Annotated in this window: 18 protein-coding genes and 2 pseudogenes; 7 read left to right on the plus strand and 13 right to left on the minus strand. The window is 68.7% G+C overall.

The window, feature by feature from the left end; all coding sequences use genetic code 11:
• Window positions 1–10 precede the first annotated feature (10 nt).
• The 3 genes and pseudogenes from HWX36_RS00110 to HWX36_RS36910 all read right to left on the minus strand — a co-directional run.
• Window positions 11–889 carry a MipA/OmpV family protein gene (locus HWX36_RS00110; protein WP_175950276.1) on the minus strand — a complete coding sequence of 293 codons (879 nt, stop codon included), beginning with the start codon at window positions 887–889 and terminating at the stop codon, window positions 11–13.
• A 206-nt stretch (window positions 890–1,095) separates the two neighbouring features.
• Entirely contained in the window at window positions 1,096–1,407 is a 312-nt protein-coding gene (locus tag HWX36_RS00115) for a hypothetical protein (protein ID WP_175950277.1), read from the minus strand.
• A 334-nt stretch (window positions 1,408–1,741) separates the two neighbouring features.
• Window positions 1,742–2,045 (minus strand): annotated as a pseudogene (locus HWX36_RS36910) (hypothetical protein); the annotation flags it as partial.
• A gap of 142 nt (window positions 2,046–2,187) precedes the next feature.
• Between HWX36_RS36910 and HWX36_RS00120 the strand changes: the two are divergent.
• The 3 genes from HWX36_RS00120 (at window position 2,188) to HWX36_RS00130 (ending at window position 3,775) form a co-directional block, all read left to right on the plus strand.
• Entirely contained in the window at window positions 2,188–2,436 is a 249-nt protein-coding gene (locus HWX36_RS00120) for a hypothetical protein (RefSeq protein ID WP_175950278.1), read from the plus strand.
• A 332-nt stretch (window positions 2,437–2,768) separates the two neighbouring features.
• Window positions 2,769–3,200, plus strand: a complete 432-nt coding sequence (locus HWX36_RS00125; RefSeq protein WP_175950279.1) for a CBS domain-containing protein — start codon at window positions 2,769–2,771, stop codon at window positions 3,198–3,200.
• 59 nt (window positions 3,201–3,259) lie between these two features.
• Window positions 3,260–3,775, plus strand: a complete 516-nt coding sequence (locus HWX36_RS00130; RefSeq protein WP_175950280.1) for a PRC-barrel domain-containing protein — start codon at window positions 3,260–3,262, stop codon at window positions 3,773–3,775.
• A gap of 12 nt (window positions 3,776–3,787) precedes the next feature.
• On the opposite strand, the gene HWX36_RS00135 is transcribed toward HWX36_RS00130, so the two are convergent.
• Both HWX36_RS00135 and HWX36_RS00140 read right to left on the minus strand, forming a co-directional pair.
• On the minus strand, window positions 3,788–4,399 hold the full coding sequence (locus HWX36_RS00135) for a DUF4142 domain-containing protein (RefSeq protein ID WP_175950281.1): 612 nt from the start codon (window positions 4,397–4,399) through the stop codon (window positions 3,788–3,790).
• Between the two features lie 99 nt (window positions 4,400–4,498).
• The gene (locus HWX36_RS00140) at window positions 4,499–6,490 is read right to left on the minus strand and encodes an ATP-binding protein (RefSeq protein WP_175950282.1); all 1,992 of its coding nucleotides are present in this window, start codon (window positions 6,488–6,490) and stop codon (window positions 4,499–4,501) included.
• 361 nt (window positions 6,491–6,851) lie between these two features.
• Here HWX36_RS00140 and HWX36_RS00150 point away from each other — a divergent pair.
• Window positions 6,852–7,889, plus strand: a pseudogene (locus HWX36_RS00150) (sigma-54 dependent transcriptional regulator).
• 33 nt (window positions 7,890–7,922) lie between these two features.
• On the opposite strand, the gene HWX36_RS00155 reads toward HWX36_RS00150, so the two are convergent.
• Entirely contained in the window at window positions 7,923–9,722 is a 1,800-nt protein-coding gene (locus HWX36_RS00155; RefSeq protein WP_175950284.1) for a methyl-accepting chemotaxis protein, read from the minus strand.
• A gap of 364 nt (window positions 9,723–10,086) precedes the next feature.
• Window positions 10,087–10,341, minus strand: coding sequence for a DUF3562 domain-containing protein (locus tag HWX36_RS00160; protein ID WP_175950285.1), 255 nt, complete (start codon window positions 10,339–10,341; stop codon window positions 10,087–10,089).
• 553 nt (window positions 10,342–10,894) lie between these two features.
• Between HWX36_RS00160 and HWX36_RS00165 the strand changes: the two genes are divergently transcribed.
• Window positions 10,895–11,329, plus strand: a complete 435-nt coding sequence (locus HWX36_RS00165; protein ID WP_175950787.1) for a hypothetical protein — start codon at window positions 10,895–10,897, stop codon at window positions 11,327–11,329.
• A gap of 550 nt (window positions 11,330–11,879) precedes the next feature.
• Here HWX36_RS00165 and HWX36_RS00170 read toward each other — a convergent pair.
• From HWX36_RS00170 to HWX36_RS00190, 5 genes are all read right to left on the minus strand, one after another.
• Window positions 11,880–12,815 (minus strand): universal stress protein, encoded by a 936-nt coding sequence (locus HWX36_RS00170; protein ID WP_175950286.1) that lies wholly within the window; start codon window positions 12,813–12,815, stop codon window positions 11,880–11,882.
• A 218-nt stretch (window positions 12,816–13,033) separates the two neighbouring features.
• Window positions 13,034–14,416 carry an amino acid permease gene (locus HWX36_RS00175; RefSeq protein WP_175950287.1) on the minus strand — a complete coding sequence of 461 codons (1,383 nt, stop codon included), beginning with the start codon at window positions 14,414–14,416 and terminating at the stop codon, window positions 13,034–13,036.
• Between the two features lie 428 nt (window positions 14,417–14,844).
• Window positions 14,845–15,870, minus strand: a complete 1,026-nt coding sequence (locus HWX36_RS00180; protein WP_175950288.1) for a DedA family protein/thiosulfate sulfurtransferase GlpE — start codon at window positions 15,868–15,870, stop codon at window positions 14,845–14,847.
• A 185-nt stretch (window positions 15,871–16,055) separates the two neighbouring features.
• On the minus strand, window positions 16,056–16,568 hold the full coding sequence (locus HWX36_RS00185) for a cupin domain-containing protein (RefSeq protein WP_175950289.1): 513 nt from the start codon (window positions 16,566–16,568) through the stop codon (window positions 16,056–16,058).
• A 364-nt stretch (window positions 16,569–16,932) separates the two neighbouring features.
• Complete coding sequence (locus HWX36_RS00190) at window positions 16,933–17,403, minus strand: universal stress protein (RefSeq protein ID WP_175950290.1); 471 nt, start codon at window positions 17,401–17,403, stop codon at window positions 16,933–16,935.
• Window positions 17,404–17,725: 322 nt separating this feature from the next.
• Here HWX36_RS00190 and HWX36_RS00195 point away from each other — a divergent pair, with 322 nt between their 5' ends.
• Complete coding sequence (locus HWX36_RS00195; protein WP_175950291.1) at window positions 17,726–19,837, plus strand: PAS domain-containing sensor histidine kinase; 2,112 nt, start codon at window positions 17,726–17,728, stop codon at window positions 19,835–19,837.
• Complete coding sequence (locus HWX36_RS00200) at window positions 19,834–20,481, plus strand: response regulator transcription factor (RefSeq protein ID WP_006483707.1); 648 nt, start codon at window positions 19,834–19,836, stop codon at window positions 20,479–20,481. The genes HWX36_RS00195 and HWX36_RS00200 overlap by 4 nt, the downstream gene beginning before the upstream one ends.
• Before the next feature lie 75 nt (window positions 20,482–20,556).
• Here the strand turns inward: HWX36_RS00200 and HWX36_RS00205 are convergent, their stop codons facing one another.
• Window positions 20,557–20,961: a lysozyme inhibitor LprI family protein gene (locus tag HWX36_RS00205; RefSeq protein WP_175950292.1), complete on the minus strand. Its 405-nt coding sequence runs from the start codon at window positions 20,959–20,961 to the stop codon at window positions 20,557–20,559.
• Window positions 20,962–20,963: the final 2 nt, after the last annotated feature.

Below are 20,963 nucleotides of genomic sequence, written 5' to 3' on the forward strand. Positions count from 1 at the left end.
CCGGCCCCGCTCAGAACTGGTAATTCACCGACATGTCGAATACGCCGTTGGTCGACTGCTGCGTGATCGGGCTGCGCGCGGCGCGGCCGACAAGTTGCTCGATCGCGCCGTCGATCGTGACGAACCAGTGCTTGTTCACGAACCAGGCCATCGTCACGCCCGCGCCGAACGACTTGAACCCGGCACCCGACGAATAGGCCGGCAACCCGGAACGCGCGGCGGCGCCCGGGTTCACGCCGAACCAGCTGTTCATGTAGCGCGAATCCGCGAACGACACGGTCGGCCCCGCGAACCAGAAGAAATGCTCGTTGCTGCCCGGCAGCGGCATGTACGCGGAGAAATCGCCGACCCAGCCATTCGAGCCGCCGATGCTGCGCCGGATATCCGTGCGCAGCACGAGCGGAAATTCCTTCGAGATCACGTAATCGGCCGCCAGTTTCATCACCGGGGCCGCGTTGATGTTGTCGAGGCCGTTCAGGTGCTGGATATCGTCGGCCGAGCGGCGCCCGAGGTCGTAACCGACGGACAGGCTCACGCGCCAGTTCGGCCCGCGCAGCACGTTCGCGCCGAGCCCCTCGCCCGTTGACAGGAAGAACAGGTCGCGATAGCGGATGTCGACATTCGGGCCGCCCATCACGCGATAGCGGTCCGAGCCCGCGTAGCGCGGCTGCAGCGTCATCGCGGCGCCCATGCTGATATCCCAGGTGGGGATGTTCGGGTCGTAGAGTTTTTCGAGCGGCACACCTGCCGAGTATTGCCACTCGCCGAGCGGCGAAGGCGTCTGGGCCGACGCATCGCGGGCGCCGGCCGCGGCGAGCGCCGCGCAGGCCGACACACCGGAAACGAACCGGCGTGCGCCGGGTGACAGCAAAGGGCGAGCAACAGTCATCACGGCGGTCCCTGGCAGTTGCGCGAAACGAACCTGAAGGAAAGCGCATTGCGCTTCTTCGGCTGCAGCGGCTGGCAGCCTGCGGCGCGAACGTAGCGTGCGCTGAATTAACGGACATCCTACGCGACGCGCGCGCCGACGCAAAGCGCCCGCTGCGGGCGGGCACTTTGCCATCCGCGGGGATCGTCCGGTGAAGCGTGGTGGAATCAGAATCGCTCGACGTGATAGCCGCCGGCCAGCGCGGCCGGACTGCGCGTCGACATCATCTGCGAGAAGCCGTCGGCGAGCCGTCCGAGCGCGAGCTGCTTCTGGCTCGCGTCCCAATGCGTATAGGCGTCGTACGCGGCATCGTCGAACGAGACAGTGACGGCGACCGGGCGGCCGCTGGCGCGAAAGCCGATCTGCAGCACGCCGCCCGGCAGTTCCTCGATGTGATAGCGCAACGAGCGCGATTCGAAATAGCGGCCCAGCACCTGGGCGATCGCGCGCTTGTCTGGCGATTGCACGTGAATGTCCATGAGGGTCCTCCCTTTTTCAGTGTTCGCGCGGACGCGTGTGATGCACCGCTTCCTCCCGGCATCCGCATCGGTGACGGGTGCGACGGCGGGTCACCCTGCGGCAGCCCGTCGGGCACGGGCGGATCGACAGGATCGTCGTGCCCGGGCGTCGGGTCCGGGTCGACGTCGGGCGTCGTCGGTTCGGGGCGGTGCAGCGTGAATGGCGTATTCATGTCTCTCCTGCGCGACGGCGCGCGCGTCTCGATGGCGCCGCAACCTTGCGCAAGCGGTGTGCCCGTTGCCGCGGCATGTGCTCCGGTTGGCCGCCCCGGTCGGACGCTGTCGCGTGCCCAGAGTCCTCATGGGCCGTCATCACGAACCACAACGTGCGCCCCTCGGCGGTCAGCCGTACCGCGAGCGCGAACCGGTCGGACGGCGCGCATGCCGCGACGAGCGCCTGCTGCGCGTGCTCGGGGCCGTCGTAGACGGTGTCGTTCAGATCGCGTGCCTCTCCCTTGCCGTCGAACGTGCGCCGCTCGGGCCTCGGGCCGATAGACCGGCGACTCGCGCTGCCACGTGTCGAAACGCTCGTGCACGTGGCAGAAATCGCGGCCGCAACCGTTCGCGACGTAACGTATCCTTTCAGTGGATGCCTTCATCACGATGTCCTCTCGTCCACGCCGACGGCGTGCGTGGCTGCGCCGCACCCCGTGCGGTTTCGCCGGCGCGCAAGCGTCGTGCCGTCGGTCCCGCGCAGGCATCGCGCTTGCGCCCCCCATCCATGACCCAGGAGGTACGACCATGACCGCTCACGCCCCCGGCCGCCACGACGCCGTGTCACCGGCTGCCGGACTGCTCTGGCTCGCCACGTCGCGCCCGCCGTCCAAAGACAAGACGGAGGAACGCATCGACGAGGGACTCGAGGAAACGTTTCCGGCCAGCGATCCGCCCGCCGTTGGCGGCGCGACCCGTATCGATCCTGCGAAGCCGTCCGGCGAGCGCGAACGCCGCGCGCCGCACGTTCCTTCCCCGCCCCCCGATCACGGCTGACGGCGGCAACCGGCTCGCGCTGCGCAGCGATGCGCCGGAGCAATCCGGAGTCGATCCGATGAAACGCCTTGAACGCAGATGGCATGAAATCAGCGGCGCCGCCGGCGTCGCAGCGCTGGCGGCGATCGAAAGCGCGGTAGTGCTCGCGATCGTCACGATGACGGGCATCGGGCACTGACGTCCCGCCCCGCCCGTTCGCGGCTGCCGCCGTGGAAGATGTACAAGCGGGCTGGCAAATTTCTCCGTCGCCTGGCCGTCGAGGCCCGGCGTGTGCGGCCCGCGCGCGGCACGCCATCTGCTCCTGGATCGTCTCGCTCACGAAGGAGGCATTCATGTTTCGCGTCACCGAGATCATGTCGCGCGACGTGGTGTGCGTCGCGCCGACCGACACGATTCGCCACGCGGCCGAACTGATGCGGCGCTTCGATATCGGCGTGCTGCCCGTTTGCGACGGCCCCGAACTCGTCGCGATCGTGACTGACCGCGACCTCGCGGTGCGCGGACTGTCGCACGGCCATTCGTCCGATACGCCCGTGCAGGCGGTCGCGTCCAGGCCCGTGCAGTGGTGCGTCGAGGACGACGGTATCGGCGACGTCCAGCAGCGGATGGCCGACGTGCAGTTGCATCGGTTGCCGGTGCTCGACCGCAACCGGCGGCTGGTCGGCATCGTGTCGCTCGGCGACATCGCGACCCGCGCGGGCGGCCCCGAGCGGGACGAGCTGGCCAATACGCTCGAGGACGTGTCGCTGCCGCGCCGGCGCTGACCGGCGCCCATTCATGCCGCGTGGCCCGCCCGGGCGCCGCTTCGACCAGGAGGTGTTCGATGACAACGGACAGACCGTCGCGCGACGACACGCGCATCGTCGGCGGCAAGCGCCGCACGGCCGGCGGCGGGCCGGGGCCCGACGTGATGGCCGCCCGCACGCTCGAAGGCGATCGCGTCCTGACGATGGACGGCGACGACGTCGGCCAGGTCGCCGACATCATGCTCGACGTGCGCTCCGGCCGGATCGCGTATGCGGTCGTGGCGTCGGGCGGCCTGCCCGGGATCGGCGAAAAGCTGCTCGCGGTGCCGTGGAACGTCCTCGTGCTCGACGTCGAGCGCCAATGCTTCGTGCTGCCCGTCGCCGTCGAACGCGTGCGCGAAGCCCCCGGCTTCGACAGGAACCGCTGGCCCGCAATGGCCGATCCGGAGTGGGCCGAGGCGCTGCATGCGTACTACGGCAGTTCGCCGTACTGGCTGATCGAGGAAGGTGAAACGGCGCTCGACTCGCCGCCGTACGAGGCGTCGCCGGGCGGCCCCGACGCCCCTGCAAGCCCCGAAGGCGACGAGCGGTAGCGCGATCGCCGCTCAGTGCGCGGCGGCCACCGCCTGCGCGAGTTGCCGGGCGGCGGCCAGGTGCGCGTTCAGCATCGGCAACGCGTTGGCCGCGAACGCGCGAAGCTGCGGATCGCGGCCGTTCCGCGCCTCGGCTTCGTAGAGCCGGATCGCCGCTTCATGCGCGCGCGGGCCCGCCAGCGCGACATAGGCCGTGTCGAACGCATGGCCCGCCTGGGTCCGCATCGCGGTCACGGCTGGATCAACGAGCATCCGCGACTGGACCGGTACGCCCTTGGCCACGCCAAGCTGCCGCAATTCGGCGGCGATCCGTTCGTGATCGTTGACCATCCGGCGCGCGAACGCCTTCACGTCCGGGTTTGACGAGCGGTCGAGCGCGAGCTTGCTGGCCTGCCGCTCTGCCTCGCCGATCATGCCTGCCTTGTCGACGAATTCAACATCGATACCGGTCGGCCGCTGCGTCATGCCGGCCTCGTCGGCCGTCGCGCCGGGGCGGATGACGCCCGGCGCGACTTGCGCCGACGCAGCGGGCGACGCCGGCCCCTGCGCGAACGCGACGTTCAATGCGCCGACGGTCGCGGCCAGCGCGAGCGCCGCCGGCCGGCCGGTTCGATGCGTTTTCATCCGGACCTCCGTATGTCGCGACGGCGCGGGCTGGCCGCGCGGGTTGCCGTTGCGTCCGTCGCGCCGCCTTTCCTCGCCGATGACCGGGCGGCCATCCGTCTACCGGCCGCGCCCTTTCCGATCGCGCGCAGCGTCCGGCGCGACATCGGCGATCACGCTCGCGAGCGTTGGCATGTCCACCGGCTTGCGCAGATACGCGTCGAAACCGGCCGCCATCACGCGGTGCCGGTCGGCGTTGCCGGCGTGCGCCGTGATCGCGACGACGGGCAGGCGCGCACTGCCGCCGGGCAAATGTCGGATACGGTCGAGCAGCCAGAAGCCGTCACCGTCCGGCATCGCGAGATCCGACAGCACGACGTTCGGCGCCTGCCGTTCCACCAAGTCGAGCGCGTCATGCCCCGATTGCGCGGTCGACACTTGCGCGCCCATCGTTTCGAGTGCCGCGGCGAGGCTCGCGCGCGATGTCGCATCGTCGTCGACGACGAGCACGCGCTGGCCGTCGAGGGTCGACGTATCCGGCGTGCCCGCCGTGTGCGGCAGATTTTCGGCGGGTTCGTCGACGTCCCAGCCGGCCGGCAGCGTGACCGTGACGGTCGTCCCGCGTCCGGTGCCGGCGCTCGTCGCGACGACTTCGCCGCCAAGCAGTTGGGTGAGGTTGCGCACGATCCACAGGCCGAGCCCGAGGCCGCGCTTCGGCGACGCAAAGGCGCGTTCGGGCCGGCTGAACGTCTCGAACAGATGCGGCAGGTATTCCGGCGCAATACCCTGCCCGGTATCGGCGACCGACAGCCGCACGCGCTCGCCCGCCGGCGCCAGCGACACGACGATACGGCCGCCCGGCGGCGTGAACTTGATCGCATTCGACAACAGGTTCGACAGGACCTGGCGCACGCGCTCGCGGTCCGCCGGAATCACGCAGGTGGGCATCTCGTAACGGGTCGACAGCTCGAGCCCGCTCGCCTGTGCGGTCGCATCGAGTTCACGCGTGGCATCGCGCACGACCCGCACGAGATCGACCGGCACACGCTCGAGGCGCAACCGGCCCGTCGCGAGCGACGATGCGTCGAGCAGGTCGGCAACCATGTGCGACAGCGACCGCGCGCTGCGATCGATCGCGTCGACCGCCTGTTGCGCGAGCCCTTGTCCGTCGACGTTGCGCAGTACCTCGACCCAGCCGTAGATCACGTTCAGCGGCGTGCGCAGTTCGTGCGACACGGTGGCCAGCAGTTCGTCCTTCAGCCGGTTCGACGTGTCCGCCTGCACGCGGGCGTCGCGCGCGCCGCGCAGCGAGCGCATGTTGCGCCGCTCGTCGCGGCGTCGTGCGTGCGCGTCGCGCAGCGTCATCGACAGACCCGTGCAGTTGCCCTGCGCGTCGACGATCGGCGACGCGGCGACGGTCGCGCGAAAACGGCCGCCGTCGCGTCGCACGCACAGCACGTCGAACGGACCGACCGGCGCAGGCAGATTCGCGAACGACGCAGGCAACGGATGGCGTCGCAGCCAGCGCGGCGCGATCATCGCGATGATGTCGCGGCCGGCGGCCTGCGTTGCGTCGAGGCCGAAGATCCTTCGCGCCGCCGGATTCCAGCTCGTGACCCGGCGTGCGGCATCGACCCCGACGATCGCGTCAGGCGACGCATCGACCACGCGGCGCAGCAGGCCGTCGTCCGGTGCGGCCATGCGCGGGCCGGGCGTCGGCTCGCGATGCGGCTCGTGCGCATCGGCGTCGCCGTCGTTATCGGGTTCGCGCAGACGATCGTTCGCGAGCAGCGGCTTCACCGCCCTCACGAGCACGCACTCGACGAAGCTGATCGCGGCGAATGCGCCGGCCTGCGCGAGCAGCGTGGCCAGCGACGCATCACGCCACCCGAGCGCACCGATCACGGCCACGCTGAACGCGGCGGCAACCAGGCCGCCGCCGAACGACGTCAGCCATGCGGCAGCCGCAACGCCTGCGTAAAAAGGCAGCGGCGCAAATGGCGCGTGCTCGCCGCCGACGCGAACCGCCCACGCCTGCAGCGCGGACGCCAGCCCGACGGCCAGCACGATCCATGCACCCTGCCGTAACAGCTCACGGGTCAGGGTTCTCATTGCATCCTTGCCTCGCGCCGGCTCCGGTCGCACGGCGTCACGCCGCGGGTCGACCATCCGGCCTGCCGTGCAGCGTGCCGGGCGAGCGTGGTGGGGTCAGCAAGCGGCATACCTGGGAGGGTGCGCCATGCTTGACTGCCTGGCTGCCTGGCAGCCCTGCGGGCCGGGCTGCAGCGGCCGGTGTCGCGGGCCGCGTCAGTGCACCATGGCCGCGACCGGTTTTTTCAGCGGAATGATGTAAAAAAGCACCGACCCGATACCGCGATTCGTGTCAGGAGCCGCGATGGCCTGATTCTTCCGTCCCCGCTGCGCACATTGGAAATTTCTATTTTGCGGCACCTTCACGGCCGTTTCGCAGTCGATGAAAATATTGCAATCACCGGAACGCGTGATGCCGATTTTCAAAACGGCCCGCGAAACGCACATGGGAGAAATCGCAAACCGTATGAAGCAGCGGGCCGACGGGCGCCGGTTGTCCGGCCGGTCCTCTGCGATGCGCACGCTGCTCGGTCGCATCGAGAAAATTGCCCCGACCCGCGCCAGCGTGATGATTGCCGGCGAAAGCGGGGTCGGGAAGGATATCGTCGCACGCCGGCTGCACGATCTCAGCGCCCGGCGGGACGGCCCGTTCGTCCCCGTGAACTGCGGCGCGATTCCGCCCGATATCGCGGAATCGCAATTGTTCGGGCACGAGAAAGGCAGCTTTACCGGCGCGATCGCGCAACGGGAAGGTTTCTTCGAAGCCGCGCGCGGCGGCACGCTGCTGCTCGACGAGATCGCCGAAATGCCCGCGCCGCTGCAGGTGAAGCTGCTGCGGGCGATCGAATCGAATGTGATTGTGCGGGTGGGCGGCACCGAGCCGATTCCGCTCGACGTGCGGATCGTGTCGGCCACGCGCCACAACCCGGCCGAAGCCGTGCGCGACGGCCGGTTGCGCGAGGATCTGTTCTACCGCCTCGCCGCGTTTGCGCTGTACGTCCCGCCGCTGCGCCAGCGCGACAGCGACATCGAGACGATCGCACTGGAGTTCGTCGAAGCCCTCAACGCACGCCATCATGCGCACAAGCGGCTGACCGGGGCGGCGGTCGCGGCGCTGCGCGCGTATTCGTGGCCCGGCAACGTCCGCGAGCTGCACAACACGATCGAGCGCGCGTACATCCTGGCGGACGAAGGCATCGACGTCACGCTGCCGAAGCCGGTGATACCGCCCGAACGCCTGTCGGAGAACACGATGGCGCTGCCGCTCGGCGCGACGTTGCATCATGCACAGCAGCGCTTCATCGCGGCGACGCTGCACCACTTCGACGGCAACAAGCCGCGCGCCGCGAAAGCGCTCGGGATCAGCCTGAAAACGCTCTACAACCGGCTCGCGCTGATGCGCGACAACGGCCGCTCCTGAGCGGCGCGGCCGTCTTTTCCACAACAAGCCGCGTCAAGCGACCTTGAAGCGCCCGACCGTGGTCGCCAGCGCGTTCGCCTGCGATTGCAGCGCGGTCGCGGCGGCGGTCGACTGTTCGACGAGTGCCGCGTTCTGCTGCACCATCTCGTCGAGCTGCGTGACCGCGCGATTCACTTCCTGGATGCCGCGGGTCTGCTCGTTCGCCGCGTGCGTGATCTCGGAGATGATCGTCGTCACGTTCGACACGTTGGACACGATCTCGCGCATCGTCTCGCCCGCCTGACGCACCTGCCCGGATCCGGCCGACACGCTCGCGACCGTCGATTCGACCAGCACCTTCACTTCGCGTGCGGCCTGCGCGCTGCGTTGCGCGAGGCTGCGCACTTCCTGCGCGACGACCGCGAAGCCGCGGCCCTGCTCGCCCGCGCGCGCCGCTTCGACGGCCGCGTTCAGCGCAAGGATGTTGGTCTGGAACGCGATCCCGTCGATCACGCCGATGATGTCGCCGATCCGGCCCGATGCTTCCTCGATCTTCTCCATCGTCGCGACGACGTCCGACACGACCACGCCGCCGTGCGACGCGATCCGCGACGCGGCCGCCGCGCGTTCGTCGGCCTGTCCGGCCGCCGCCGCCGACTGGCCGACGGTCGCGGTGATCTCTTCCATCGATGCGGCCGTTTCCTCGAGGCTTGCCGCCGCCGATTCGGTGCGCGACGACAGGTCCTGGTTGCCTGCCGCGATCTCGTTCGCGGCCGTGCGCACCGATTCGCTCGCATCGCGGATCTGGCGCATCACGTCGTTCAGCTTGTCGACGAAGCTGTTGAACGAGCGGGCGATGTCGGCCACTTCGTCACGGCCCTCGGCCGGCAGGCGCTGCGTCAGGTCGCCAGCACCCGAGCCGATCGCGGCCATCGCCTGGCGCACTTGCGACAGGCGGCGGAACGCGGTCGCGGTGATCGCGCCGATGATCAGCGAAGCCACACCGACGATCACGAGCAGCGTGATCAGCGAAGCGGTCAGCAGCGAGCGCATCCCGGCCGTCGCTTCGTTCTTGTCGAGCAGCACCAGCGCATACCAGTCGGTGCCCGGCACGGGGCGCGCGCGCACCAGCTTCGCGTCGCCGCCGACCGTCACCTCGACGGGCGCGGTCGCGGCCGCGATCGTCGCGCCGTTCGTCGCGCCGAGTTCGGGCGACACGTCGGCGACCGGCTTCAGCGTGAGCTTTGCGTCCGGGTGTGCAACCACGCGGCCGTTGCTGTCGATCAACATCCCGAAGCTCGCGGGCGTCGGGTGGATCGTCTTCACGTTCGCGATCACGGTGTCCATCGAGACGTCCGCTGCGACGACGCCCTTGAGCGCGCCGTCGCGCAGGATCGGCACCGCGAACGTGACGACGAGGTTGCCCGTACCGGCATCGACGTACGGCGGCGTGACGACCGGCTTGCCGGCCTGCGCGGCCTGCTTGTACCACGGGCGGCCGGTCGGATCGTAGTCGGGCGGAATGCCGGTCGGGTCGGAGAAATGGAACACCTTGTCGGCGTAGCCCGCGTAGACGTTCGTGAAACCGCCGGCCGCTGCCATCTGTTTGAACACCGGCAGCGGATCGGGCGTCAGCGCGGCATCCTGCAGCGACGAGATCATCCGGCTCCGGGTGGCGACCCAGTCGGCGATCCCGACCACGTGGCCGCTGGCGACGGAGGTCAGGTTGCGGTCGATCGCGTCGTCGTTGTACGAGCGCGCGATGAAGTAGTTGATGAGCGTGGTGGCGACGAGCGCGAACACGACGATGGCGACGCACGCGGCGAGAATGCGGGCGCGGATGGAGGAGAACATGGCAACGACTCGGTAAGGGAGCGCGAACGCCCGGTGGACGAATTCACCGGGTAAACGGCAATCGCGCCGCTTACTTGAGGCCGCCGTGACAATTCAGTGAAACATATGACAAAAGACCGTGCCGCCTGTCAGGAAATTGTCGGGAGATTGTCGGGATGACTGCGCCGGCCGGCGCATCGGCCGCACCGCCACCGGACGCGACGACAGCGCAACGGCGGCACCGGCGATCCTGGGCGCGGCGATCGAAGCGAGGTTTGAACAGGCCGGTTTGCTGTCGACGGATGCACGAATGTCGACCAGGATCCGGCCCTGGCCTTGCGACGGATCGTGTCACGTCCGCGGCGTCAGCCGCGGCGCTCGCCCGTCACAGGCGATGGCTCGGACGCGGATCGGCGTCCGCGGGCGGCGCATCGGCTCGCGTGTCGTCATCGAGATCGTCCTGCCGGCGCATCCGGTCGCGGAGGTGCCGGATCGCGAACACGTGAATGTAGTCGTGCACCCGCGCGTCGGACGACAGTATGCGTACTTCGTCGTCGAGCATCGCACGCAACTGATCCGAACCGATCGCGCGCCGTTTGGCGGCTTCCTTGAGTGAATCGAGCAAATTGTCCTTGGACATCGACGGACTCCTGACGGTCGAGGAACGAAAAGAAGGTACCGGAAGCTTAAAGATTGAACGGCAGCGCGGCGTGCGATGCGCCGGCGCGTGTTTGCGCGCGATCAACGACACGTTGCGTGCCGCCGTGCCGGTCCGTCCCCGAACCGGCCGCGCCATATCCGCGGCGCAAACTGCCCGCGAACGAGACTGGAAGCCCTGCCACGCCACCCCGGGGCGCGGCACCGGTCGACCTGGCAAACGATGGAACGCCGCTCGACGCCGATGCACCGGCGAACTTAGACCGGCCGAAAACATGCGTCAAGCGACGTCTGCCAGGCGCGGCCCATTCGTCGGAACGATCAGGCCGGATCGCCGCCGGGACGGCCGATCGGCCGCCCTGCGTGTCAGCGGATTCCGATAGGCGCCGCGCAATACCTGACAGCGACTTCAGCGCGCGCTGCTTGGCAGCGCACGGGCGCCACACGATACTGGTGACATGGACGAAACGTTCATACGGGTCATCGCTCAGCCGGCCGTCGAGCCGGCACGCGGGGCCTGGCGCAGGAGACCAGCCATGGGACATCGCAACTTACCGGGCCGGGACGGCCAGCGGCGCGCGTCGGGCAACGCGCGCGCCCTGCCCGCCAAGGCCGTGCCGGCCGGCAACCGTCCGTCCGACAATATCGACACCTTGCTTGCGCTCGCCCGCGAAGCCGGATTGCTCGTCACCCTCGACGGGCAGATCGGCCGCGAAAAGTACCAGAGCGTCGCGGGCTCGGTTCTCGCGTTGCAACGGTTCGCCGCGGCACTCTGCGCGCGGGCCGCACCCGACGCGCCGGCCATTGCGGAGCCACGCCGCAAGGCGCGCCCTGGCTGGCCGCACGCGAACCGCCTGCGCAACCGCACGTGCAGCGCATGCGCGCCGCTGCATGTCGCGCGCCAGCGCTCGCGGGTGTGCCGCGGCGCAGGCCGACGGCACGACCTGCGCTCGACGCTTCGCACCACCTGAGCGCCAGGCAGCCGTTGCATGGCACTGGGCACGTGCAACGGCAGTGCACCACGCAACGCCGGCAGCGCCTGCCACATGCGGTGCCTGTACGGCAGCGGCGCGCATGCCGCGATCATCGACGATCCGCATCGGCGCTGCCGCGCGCCGTCACGCATCATGACGCGCCGTTCCACACGGCCGCAACGACAACGATTCCTGCGGGGAAAGCAAACCAGACGGGGCCAACGACAATACGAACGAGGAAAGCGGACGGGGTGACTTGCACCCCGCCCGTCCTCCAAGGCAGCCATCGGCTGCCTACCCTCGTGCCAGAGAGTTCTCGGTCAGGTGACGCGCCGTGCATTGCACGTTGCGGCTCCGGAAATGGATGTCACGGCTGTGAATGCGCCGTCGATCGCAGCCTTTGACACTCGCATTGCTGCGGGGCCGCACGGACCATGCACGACAGACCGGCCGCGTTGCCGGTTGTTCCGTCAATCTCTCACGCGATGCGTGCGCCGTTTCTGATGCAGGTCAACCGAACCCTGCTTCGCTCTCGATATCGCACGATTTATTCGGCACCGCGCACGAGGAGCACGGGCACCTGGGCAAGATGCGCAACGCGGCGCGCGACGCTGCCGATCAGCCAGGCGGCGATACCGCGCCGGCCGTGCGTGCCGACCACCAGCAATTCCGCACGCCAGTACACGGCGTCGCGCATCAGCGCATGGGCCACGTCGTCGCTGGTCGGGCGGGTCTCGACGACACCGCGCTTGGTCGGGTTGCCGGTCGCATGGAACAGCGGGCCGACCTTTGCGAGCGCGTCCTCGCCCTCCGCGCGATAGGCATCCTCCAGCGCGCGCACCGGCACGATATCCGTGAGGCGAACCGCACGATCGATCACATAGACCGCGTACAGCAACGTCGTCGGCACCGCGAAGCCGAGCCCGACGCGCACCGCGTGCAGCGACGGCTCGCTGCCGTCGACCGCGAACATCAGCCGCTGCAGGCCGCCGTCCGACGGCCGCGCATAGGCGGCCGGCACGATCAGCAGCGCGCAGCGCGCGCGCGACGTCAGCGTATCCGACATCGCGCCTTCGACCAGCCGCAGCAGCCCGTGATGCGGATTCGCGCCGACCACCAGCACGTCCGCGCCCCATGCCGACGTGTCGCTCACCAGTGCATCGGCCACCGAGCCGCCCGTCACCGACGTATCGACGATCGCCTGCTCGACCTCGACGCCGCTATCGGCGAACAACGTCGCGATCCGTTCGTTGATGGCTTGCGCCTCGCGCATCAGGTCCTCGCGCGCGGACGTCAGCAGTGCGTCGATGCGCGGGATGTCGGGCAATACGAGGCGCGGGTTGTCGATCGCGCAGACGATGCGCAATCGCATGCCGGGACGCAGCAGCGTGCGCGCATAGCGCGCGGCGGACAGCGATTCGGGCGTCGGATCGACGGCCAGCGCGATTCGCGCAAGCGTCGGGATGGGCTGGGCAGGCTGCATGGCGAAGGCCTCCGTGCGTGCGCGTCGTCGCGGAACGACGACGGGAGCTTCGCGCTGAAGTGGCGCACGGCGGCCGGACGGCCACCGTGATCGCGACGGTTACTGGGATCGGCGGGTTGCCACGCGAAGCGCGGACAATCGATTTGTTCAGCATAGGTCGTCCGGCCCGCGCGTGCATGATCGCGATCAAGGGGCGCTCGGGCGCCTGCCCGTGCTGCTTACGACTTCGTCGGCGCCGATACCGCCGGACGGTTCGCGTAGAACAGTGCATACGCGATGCCGAGCAGCACGATCCATACCGGCCCGATCACGAGCGCGACGCGCGTGTCGGGCGTGAACGCCATCAGCACGACGACCAGCACGAGAAAGCCGAGCGCGACGAACGAACCGAGCGGATAGAACGGCACGCGGATCGGCAGGCGCGCGACCTTGTCAGCCGACAGCGTGCGGCGAAAGCGCATCTGCGCGATCAGGATCACGCACCACGTCCAGATCGCACCGAACGTCGACACCGACGTGAGCCACGTGAACACGTGCTGCGGCGCGAGATAGTTGAGCAGCACGCCGATCAGCAGCAGCGCGACCGACACGATCACGCCGTACACCGGCACGCCGTTGCGATTGACCTTGCCGAGCGTGCTCGGCGCCTGGCCCTGCTGCGCGAGGTTGTAGAGCATCCGCGCGGTGCTGAACAGGCCGCTGTTGCACGACGACAGCGCTGCGGTCAGCACGACGAAGTTGATGATGCCGGCAGCCGCCGGGATGCCGAGCCGCGAGAACGTCATCACGAACGGGCTGCCCTGCGTGCCGATCTGGTCCCACGGATACAGCGACATGATCACGAACAACGCGCCGATGTAGAAGATCAGCACGCGCCAGAACACCGAGTTCACCGCCTTCGTCAGCGACTTCTCCGGGTTGCGCGCCTCGCCGGCGGTGAGGCCGAGCATCTCGACGCCGAGATACGCGAACATCACGATCGGCAACGCGGCGATCACGCCGTTGAGGCCGTTCGGCATGAAACCGCCGTGCGCCCACAGGTTCGACAGGCCGATCGCGACACCGCCGTTGCCGATGCCGAACGCGATCATCAACCCGCCGCCGATGATCATCAGCACGATCGTGACGATCTTGATCAGCGCGAACCAGAATTCGAATTCACCGTACAGCCTGACCGCGATGAAGTTCACCGAGCCCATCGCCATGAGCGCCGCGAGCGCCCAGATCCAGTTCGGCACGCCGGGGACCCACATGTGCATGTAGACGCCGACCGCCGTGATTTCCGCCATGCAGGTGACGATCCACACGAACCAGTAGGTCCAGCCGGTCAGGTAGCCGGCCAGCGGGCCGAGGTAGTCGCGCGCGTAGCGGCTGAACGCGCCGGCGACGGGATTGGCGATCGCCATCTCGCCGAGTGCGCGCATGATCAGGAAAATCGCGATGCCGCCCAGCAGGTAGGTCAGCAGGATGGCCGGGCCGGCGACGCGGATCGCGGTGGCCGAGCCGAGGAACAGGCCGACGCCGATCGTCGCGCCGAGCGCCATCAGGTTGATGTGCCGCTCTTCCAGCCCGCGGTGTAACTGGTCTTCTGGTTGTTTCAAGTCCGTCTCCTGGCAGCCGCGAACGGGCCGCCGTCATTGTCGATATCAATGCGCGACCGTTCATGCCGAAAACGAAATAATCTCCGCCGTCGCTTCCTGAATAAGAAACGACACGGATGCTGCGTCAATCCGATTGGAATCGCCGCGGATTATCGATATTTTCCGGAACAATCCGGAAAACGGATCGGGACTTTCTCGGAATACGCCCGTGCGGCCGGTGCGACGCGGCTGTGCGCGTGACGGACGGCGACGGGATCAGTCGCTTTCAGCGCGAACGAACGCGCGTCGAGTGTGCGCGATCAGGCGCACGCAATAGGCAGGCGGGATTATAAGAATGATCAGACGTTTCGCGCCAGCCGATTTTCGTAAAAATCGCGGTGCGTGAAACCAGAGGTGGAATTCGGATGCGCGCGAGATAGCGGGCGCATTTACTTGGACAACGTCGCCCTCACCGTATATTCGCCTTCGAGCGCCCCGTGCTCAGGCCGCACGAAATACCGCGAGGCATCGAGATCGGCCGGCAGCGGCTCGACGGGATAGCCGTGCTTTTCCCATGAGTCGAGCCCGCCCTTCAGCGCGCGGATGTTGTGGATCATCTTCTTGCGCTGCATCTTCGCGATCAGGCGTTTCGCGGTGGCCTCGTTCGGGCACACGCAATAGACGACGATCGGCCGTTTCAGCATTTCCGGGTCGAGCAAGTCCGGCGAATCGAGATCGACCGGCACCGCGCCGGCGATCCGGTACGGTTCGCGCTCGCGGATCGCTTTCGGCCGCGCGTCGAAGATCAGCGGCGGCTCGTCCGACGTCATCATCTCGACGAGCTGCGGCGGCGAGATACGCACCTGCGCGAGATAGCGGCGGAACTGCACGCGACGCACCCAGCGGTACAGCAGGAACGTGATGAAGATCGCGAGGAACGCATCGAGGATCGTGCCGCCGCTCGCGCGCACCCACAGCACGAACTGGACGATCTGATCGTGAACGGCCGCGCCGCCGACCAGCCAGAACGCGGCCCACAGCGACGCGCCGGCCAGATCCCAGAACAGGAACACGCCGACGCCGATGGCGGTCGTGCCGAGCAGCGGCGCCGACACGAGGCCGAGGCCCGGCAGGAATTTGGACAGCACGAGCAGCGGTGCGCCGTATCTTTCGAATACGTTACGTGCGAAACGCAGCGTCGTGTCGAGCGACAGCGAGAAGCGCACGAGGCCGTTCAGCAGGCGACGGCCGCGCGTGCGGCCCATGAAGAACCACAGCGAATCGGCCAGCATCGTCGCGCCGATCGCCGCCGCGAACATGCTGACCCAGGACGCCTGCCCCATTGCCGCCATCGTACCACCGAGAATCAGCATCGGGACGGCCGGCACCGGCACGCCGAGCTGCGTGATCAGCACGCTCGCGAACACGGCCCATGGGCCGAGCGACGACGGAATTGCGATGGGAAAGTGCCACACGGCGGCGCTCCTGGAAGGCATGCAGCCGCGCGACGGTGGCCGCCGGTACGGCTGCGCAACGGGCGCCGCGGCACGCCCGCAGCCGACCTGATGCACCACGGCATTCTAAACGGGTTTGGCCGCGATCGCGCGGAACACCCGCCATCGGCACCGGCTTCGCGCCACGGGTTGCAGCGCCGTGACAGTCACCTATCCGTGCGCTGACGCTGAGCAAGCTGCACGACGTGTTCCGCGTAGTCGGGAAACGCGGCGGCCAGCGCGGTTGCGTCGGCCAGTTCGAATTCCGCGAACTCGAAGCCCGGCGCCACCGTGCAGCCGACGAGCGCGACGTGCTCCGGCGCCGCGCAGCGTGCGCCGAACCAGCGCCCGGCCGGCACGACCGCCTGAAACACGGTGCCCGGATGCGTGAGCGGATTGCCGAGCCGATGGATCGTCAGCCCGTCACGCTCGTCGAGCACCCACACTTCGATCGGGTCGCCCACGTAGAAATGCCAGACTTCGTCGGAACGGATCCGGTGCCACGACGAATACGCGCCGTCGCACAACAGGTAGTAGATCGCGGTCGACGCGGCACGTGGCGCGCCGTCGGCCGGACGCACGACCGAATCGGCCGCGCGGTAGGTTTCGCAGAAATAGCCGCCTTCGGGGTGCGGCTGCAGGTCGAACTGGCGAATCAGGTCGGTGGCGGAGATCGGCATGGCGGATGACGTCGGTAAGGTAAGGAGCCGGGCACCCGGCGCAACGGCCACGCTTCGCTCATCGCGAACGCGCGCCGCATGCCGCCGGATGCTGCTGCGTCGATCGCCGCGGCCATGCGCGCGGCGAACAAGCGGACACCGTCCGATGCTGCCAGAACTGCGTGCCGCGATGCAACCGCGGGCACGCGAAACGCGCCCGTCGGGTGCATCGGGCGTGCCGCCCTCGCCCGGCCGGTGTGACACACGCGACAGTCGTGCTCACGCGCCGCGCGCCGGGGGGCTGTTTCGTCAGGACGTCGTCCGGCGAATGTGCGAGACCGTCGCCGCCCGCGACCGCCCGTGCATCAGCGCCCTGCCACGCGCGTCACGCGGCCGCCGGCGCGCCAGGCTCGCTGTGCCGCACCAGCAGCACGGGCCGGTCGGCCGCGCGCAGCAGCGATTCGGCGACACTGCCGAGCAGCAGCCGGCGCAGGCCATGCCGCCCGCTCGTGCCCATCACGATCAGGTCGGCGTCGCCTTCGGCCGCCGTGCGCATCAGCACCGTGGCGACATCCTCGCCGTAGGCGTCGAGCGCGCGCACGGTGCCCGACACATGCTCCTGCGCGAGCGCCGCTTTCGCATCGTCGAGCACCGGTGTCGCGGCTTCGGTCGCGGCCGCATCGCCATCGCGCTCGGCCGCGAAGCCCGCATCGACGTCGACGAGCTGCGGCCGGTGCTCGACGACATACGCGCAGGTCACTTCGCCGCCGGACGCCGCCGCGATCCGGATCGCCTCGTTCAGCGCGAGACGCGCACTCGGGCTGCCGTCGAGCCCGACGAAAATCCGCTTGTACATGTTCCTTCCCTCCGACCGGGCACGCATCGCGCGTTGCGCGACGGCGGCCCGTTATCGCCACCCGGCCCGGTGCCCGGTGGCCTGCCGAACAGTCTGCCCCACGTGCCGACGCGCCCGTTGATGCGCGTCAAGCGCGGCAGGCGCGCCCGCCGCTTCACGCCGGTTGCCGCAAATTCCGGTGACCCCATTACAAAAAACATGTAAATCGCGCACAATTTCATCTTGAAAATAGACGTTCCGTGCGGCCGGTGCGAGTTTTGCCCGGTTCTGCTGCGCTGCCCTCGTGCCACGGGGCGGCCCCCGACAACTGAATGACCATCGAATGACCGCAAGTGGAACCCCGACGCGTGACGCCCGAGGGCCCACACGCCTCCAGATCATGTTACGCCAGCCGCTCGCGGCCGGTGTCGCTGCACTGTGCGCCGGCGCCGCGCTGTCGCTCGGCGTCGCGCTGCTCGTGCGCGAGCAGTGGCAAGGCGCCGTCCATACGCGTTTCGAACGCCGCACGACGCACGTGACGGCGATGCTTCGCCACGAGCTGCAATCCGGCGCGGCCGTGCTCGAAGGCGCGCGCGGTGCGTTCAGCCTCGTCCCGGGCATGACGCCCGAGCAATGGCGCCGGTATGCGGACACGCTCGACCTCGACAGCGGCCGCTCGCCGGTCCGCCAGATCGGCTATGCGCCGCTGCCGCCCACGACGCGCATCGCCCTCGCCGGCGCGAAGCCGATGCCGGCCGGCACGCTCGCGACCGCCGCGCTCAGCGCGCCGGCGTCGAATTCGCCCGTCGTGCGCTTCGGCGTGTCCGACGCCGCGCCGCTTGCGCACGCGCTGCAAACCGGCGACGTCGCGCTCGGCGTCCACCCTGCCGACGACGACGCGTCCCGCGACGCCCGCACCTTCACGCTGTTCCTGCCGGTTGCCGTGTCGCCGCATGCGGCCGCCACGCCGCCCGGCCTGCGCGAAACCGGCGCCGACGGCGTGCTGTTCGCGGCGTTGAGCCCGCAGCGCCTGGTCGAGCGCGCGCTCGACGCGGAGCGCGGGATCGACGTGTGGATCATCGCCGGCGGCGATCGGCGCGCGATCGCCAGCGTCGAAACGACGACCGACGAGGCCTCGGCATCGCCCGCCCTGATGCGTCGCACCGACGAGCTGAATTTCGGCGGCACCGTGCTGACGCTCGCGTATTCCGCGGACGGCCGCCCGAGCGCGACCGGCGCGCAACGCGCGGCCGGCACCGTGCTCGCGGCAGGGCTGATCGCGTCGATCGCGTTCGCGGTGCTCGTCCATGCGCTGCTGCGCGGCCGTTCCGGCGCCGCCGATTCCGGCGCGAGCAGCCGCGGCATCCTCAACGAGGCGAGGATGATGGGCATCATCCGTTCGTCGATGGAAGCGATCATCACGATCGACGAAAAGCAGACGGTCGTGATCTTCAATCCGATGGCCGAGCAGGTGTTCGGCGTGTCCGCGATGGAGGCGATCGGTGCGCCGCTGTCGCGCTTCATCCCCGAGCGGTTCCGCGCGGCACACGCGAAGCACGTCGACCAGTTCGGCGTGACGGGGGTGTCCGAGCGGCAGATGGGCCACCAGCGGGTGCTGTTCGGGCTGCGCGCCAACGGCGAGGAGTTTCCGATCGAGGCGTCGATCTCGCAGATCCGCGACGCGTCCGGCAAGCTCTATACGGTGATGCTGCGCGACATCACCGAGCGGCAGCGTGCCGACACGGCACTGAAGCAGTCGCGCGAGGAATTGCGCGAACTGTCGGCGAACCTGCAGAACGTGCGCGAAGAGGAAAAGACCCGCATTGCGCGCGAGCTGCACGACGACCTCGGCCAGCAGCTCACCGCGCTGAAGATGGATCTGTCGGTGGTCGAGCGGCAACTGCGCGTGCCCGGCCGCACGCAACCCGACGAAGGCTTGCAGTCGCACCTGCAGGGCATGCGGCGGCTGATCGACGCGACGGTCGCGTCGGTGCGGCGCATCGCGGCCGACCTGCGGCCCGTGATGCTCGACGATCTCGGCCTCGTGCCCGCGATCGAATGGCTCGCGAACGATTTCACGAACCGCTACGGGATCGATGTCGAACGGCACATCGAAACCGGCGGCCTCACGTTCACCAGCGCGGGCGCGACCACGTTGTTCCGGATCGTCCAGGAAGCGCTGACGAACGTCGCGCGCCACGCGGATGCGACGCGCGTCGCGCTGCGGCTCGACGTCGAGGACGGCTTCTGCGTATTGCGCGTCGCGGACAACGGCCGCGGCTCGGCGCCCGGCGGCCTGGCCCACGAAGACAAATCGTTCGGCCTGATCGGCATTCGCGAACGCGCCCACATGCTGGGCGGCACCGTGACGATCGACACCGCGCTCGCGCGCGGCTTCTCGATCACCGTCGCCTTCCCGCTCAGTACCGTACAACAGGACACGCTCATCACATGATCAAGGTGCTCATCGCCGACGACCATACGCTCGTACGCGACGGTCTTCGGCACATTCTCCAGAACGCCACCGGATTCGAGGTGGCCGGCGAAGCCTGCGACGGCCCGTCGACGATCGCGCTCGTGCGCGCCACGCCCGCGCAGGTGCTCGTGCTCGACCTGTCAATGCCGGGCCGCAACGGCGTCGAACTGATCAAGCAGATCAAGGACGAGAAGCCCGCGCTGCGCGTCCTCGTGCTGACCATGCACGCGGAGCAGCAATACGCGGTGCGCGCGTTCCGCGCCGGCGCGTCGGGGTATCTGACGAAGGAAAGCGCGAGCGCCGAGCTGGTCGGCGCGGTCACGAAGGTGGCGTCGGGCGGCGTCTACGTGAGCCTCGCGATGGCCGAGCAGTTCGCGCAGAGCCTGAACGAGCCGGCCGAGACGCTGCCGCACCAGCGGCTGTCCGACCGCGAATTCGACGTGTTCCGGCGGATCGCCGCCGGCCAGACGCTGACCGAGATCGCGAACGCGCTATGCGTGAGCGCGAAGACGGTCAGCACATACAAGACGCGGATTCTGGAAAAGATGCAGATGCCGCACGAAGCGGCGCTGGTGCGTTACGCGATGCGGCACAAGCTGCTCGACGAAACGGACGACGTGTAACGGACGACGTCCGGCAGCGGATCGCGTGTGTCGTCCGGCCGCGCGGCACGCGTTGGGCCGGGCGGCGCACGAGGCTTACCTGGCCGGCACGGGGCACGCGAGATCGCCTTCCTCGCACGACAGATAACCCTTCAGCGTTTCGGTGCGCGCTTTCGTCAGATCGTCCAGACAGGTCGACACGACCATCGGATACACACTGCCGCCCTCGGCGTTCGCGCTGGAGAAGTTACATTCCGCATCGCGGTACGCGATCCACGCGCGCTGCGCATTCACGAGTTTGTCGGCCAACGGCCGCGCATCGCGCAGGCGCGCGGTGACGGCCTGGTAGGTCCGGTTCAGTTCCCCGTCGGATTTCTTGTACGCGCGATCGGCGCATGCCGTCATCGCCGCCTGATCCGTCGCGTCGGCACAATTCGCCTGTGCATGGGCGACGTTCGCCGCCAGCGCCAGCGAGCACAGCAGACCGGTCAAGACACGCATGG

It is taken from the genome of Burkholderia sp. BCC0405 (genome assembly GCF_902833075.1).
Taxonomy (GTDB): domain Bacteria; phylum Pseudomonadota; class Gammaproteobacteria; order Burkholderiales; family Burkholderiaceae; genus Burkholderia.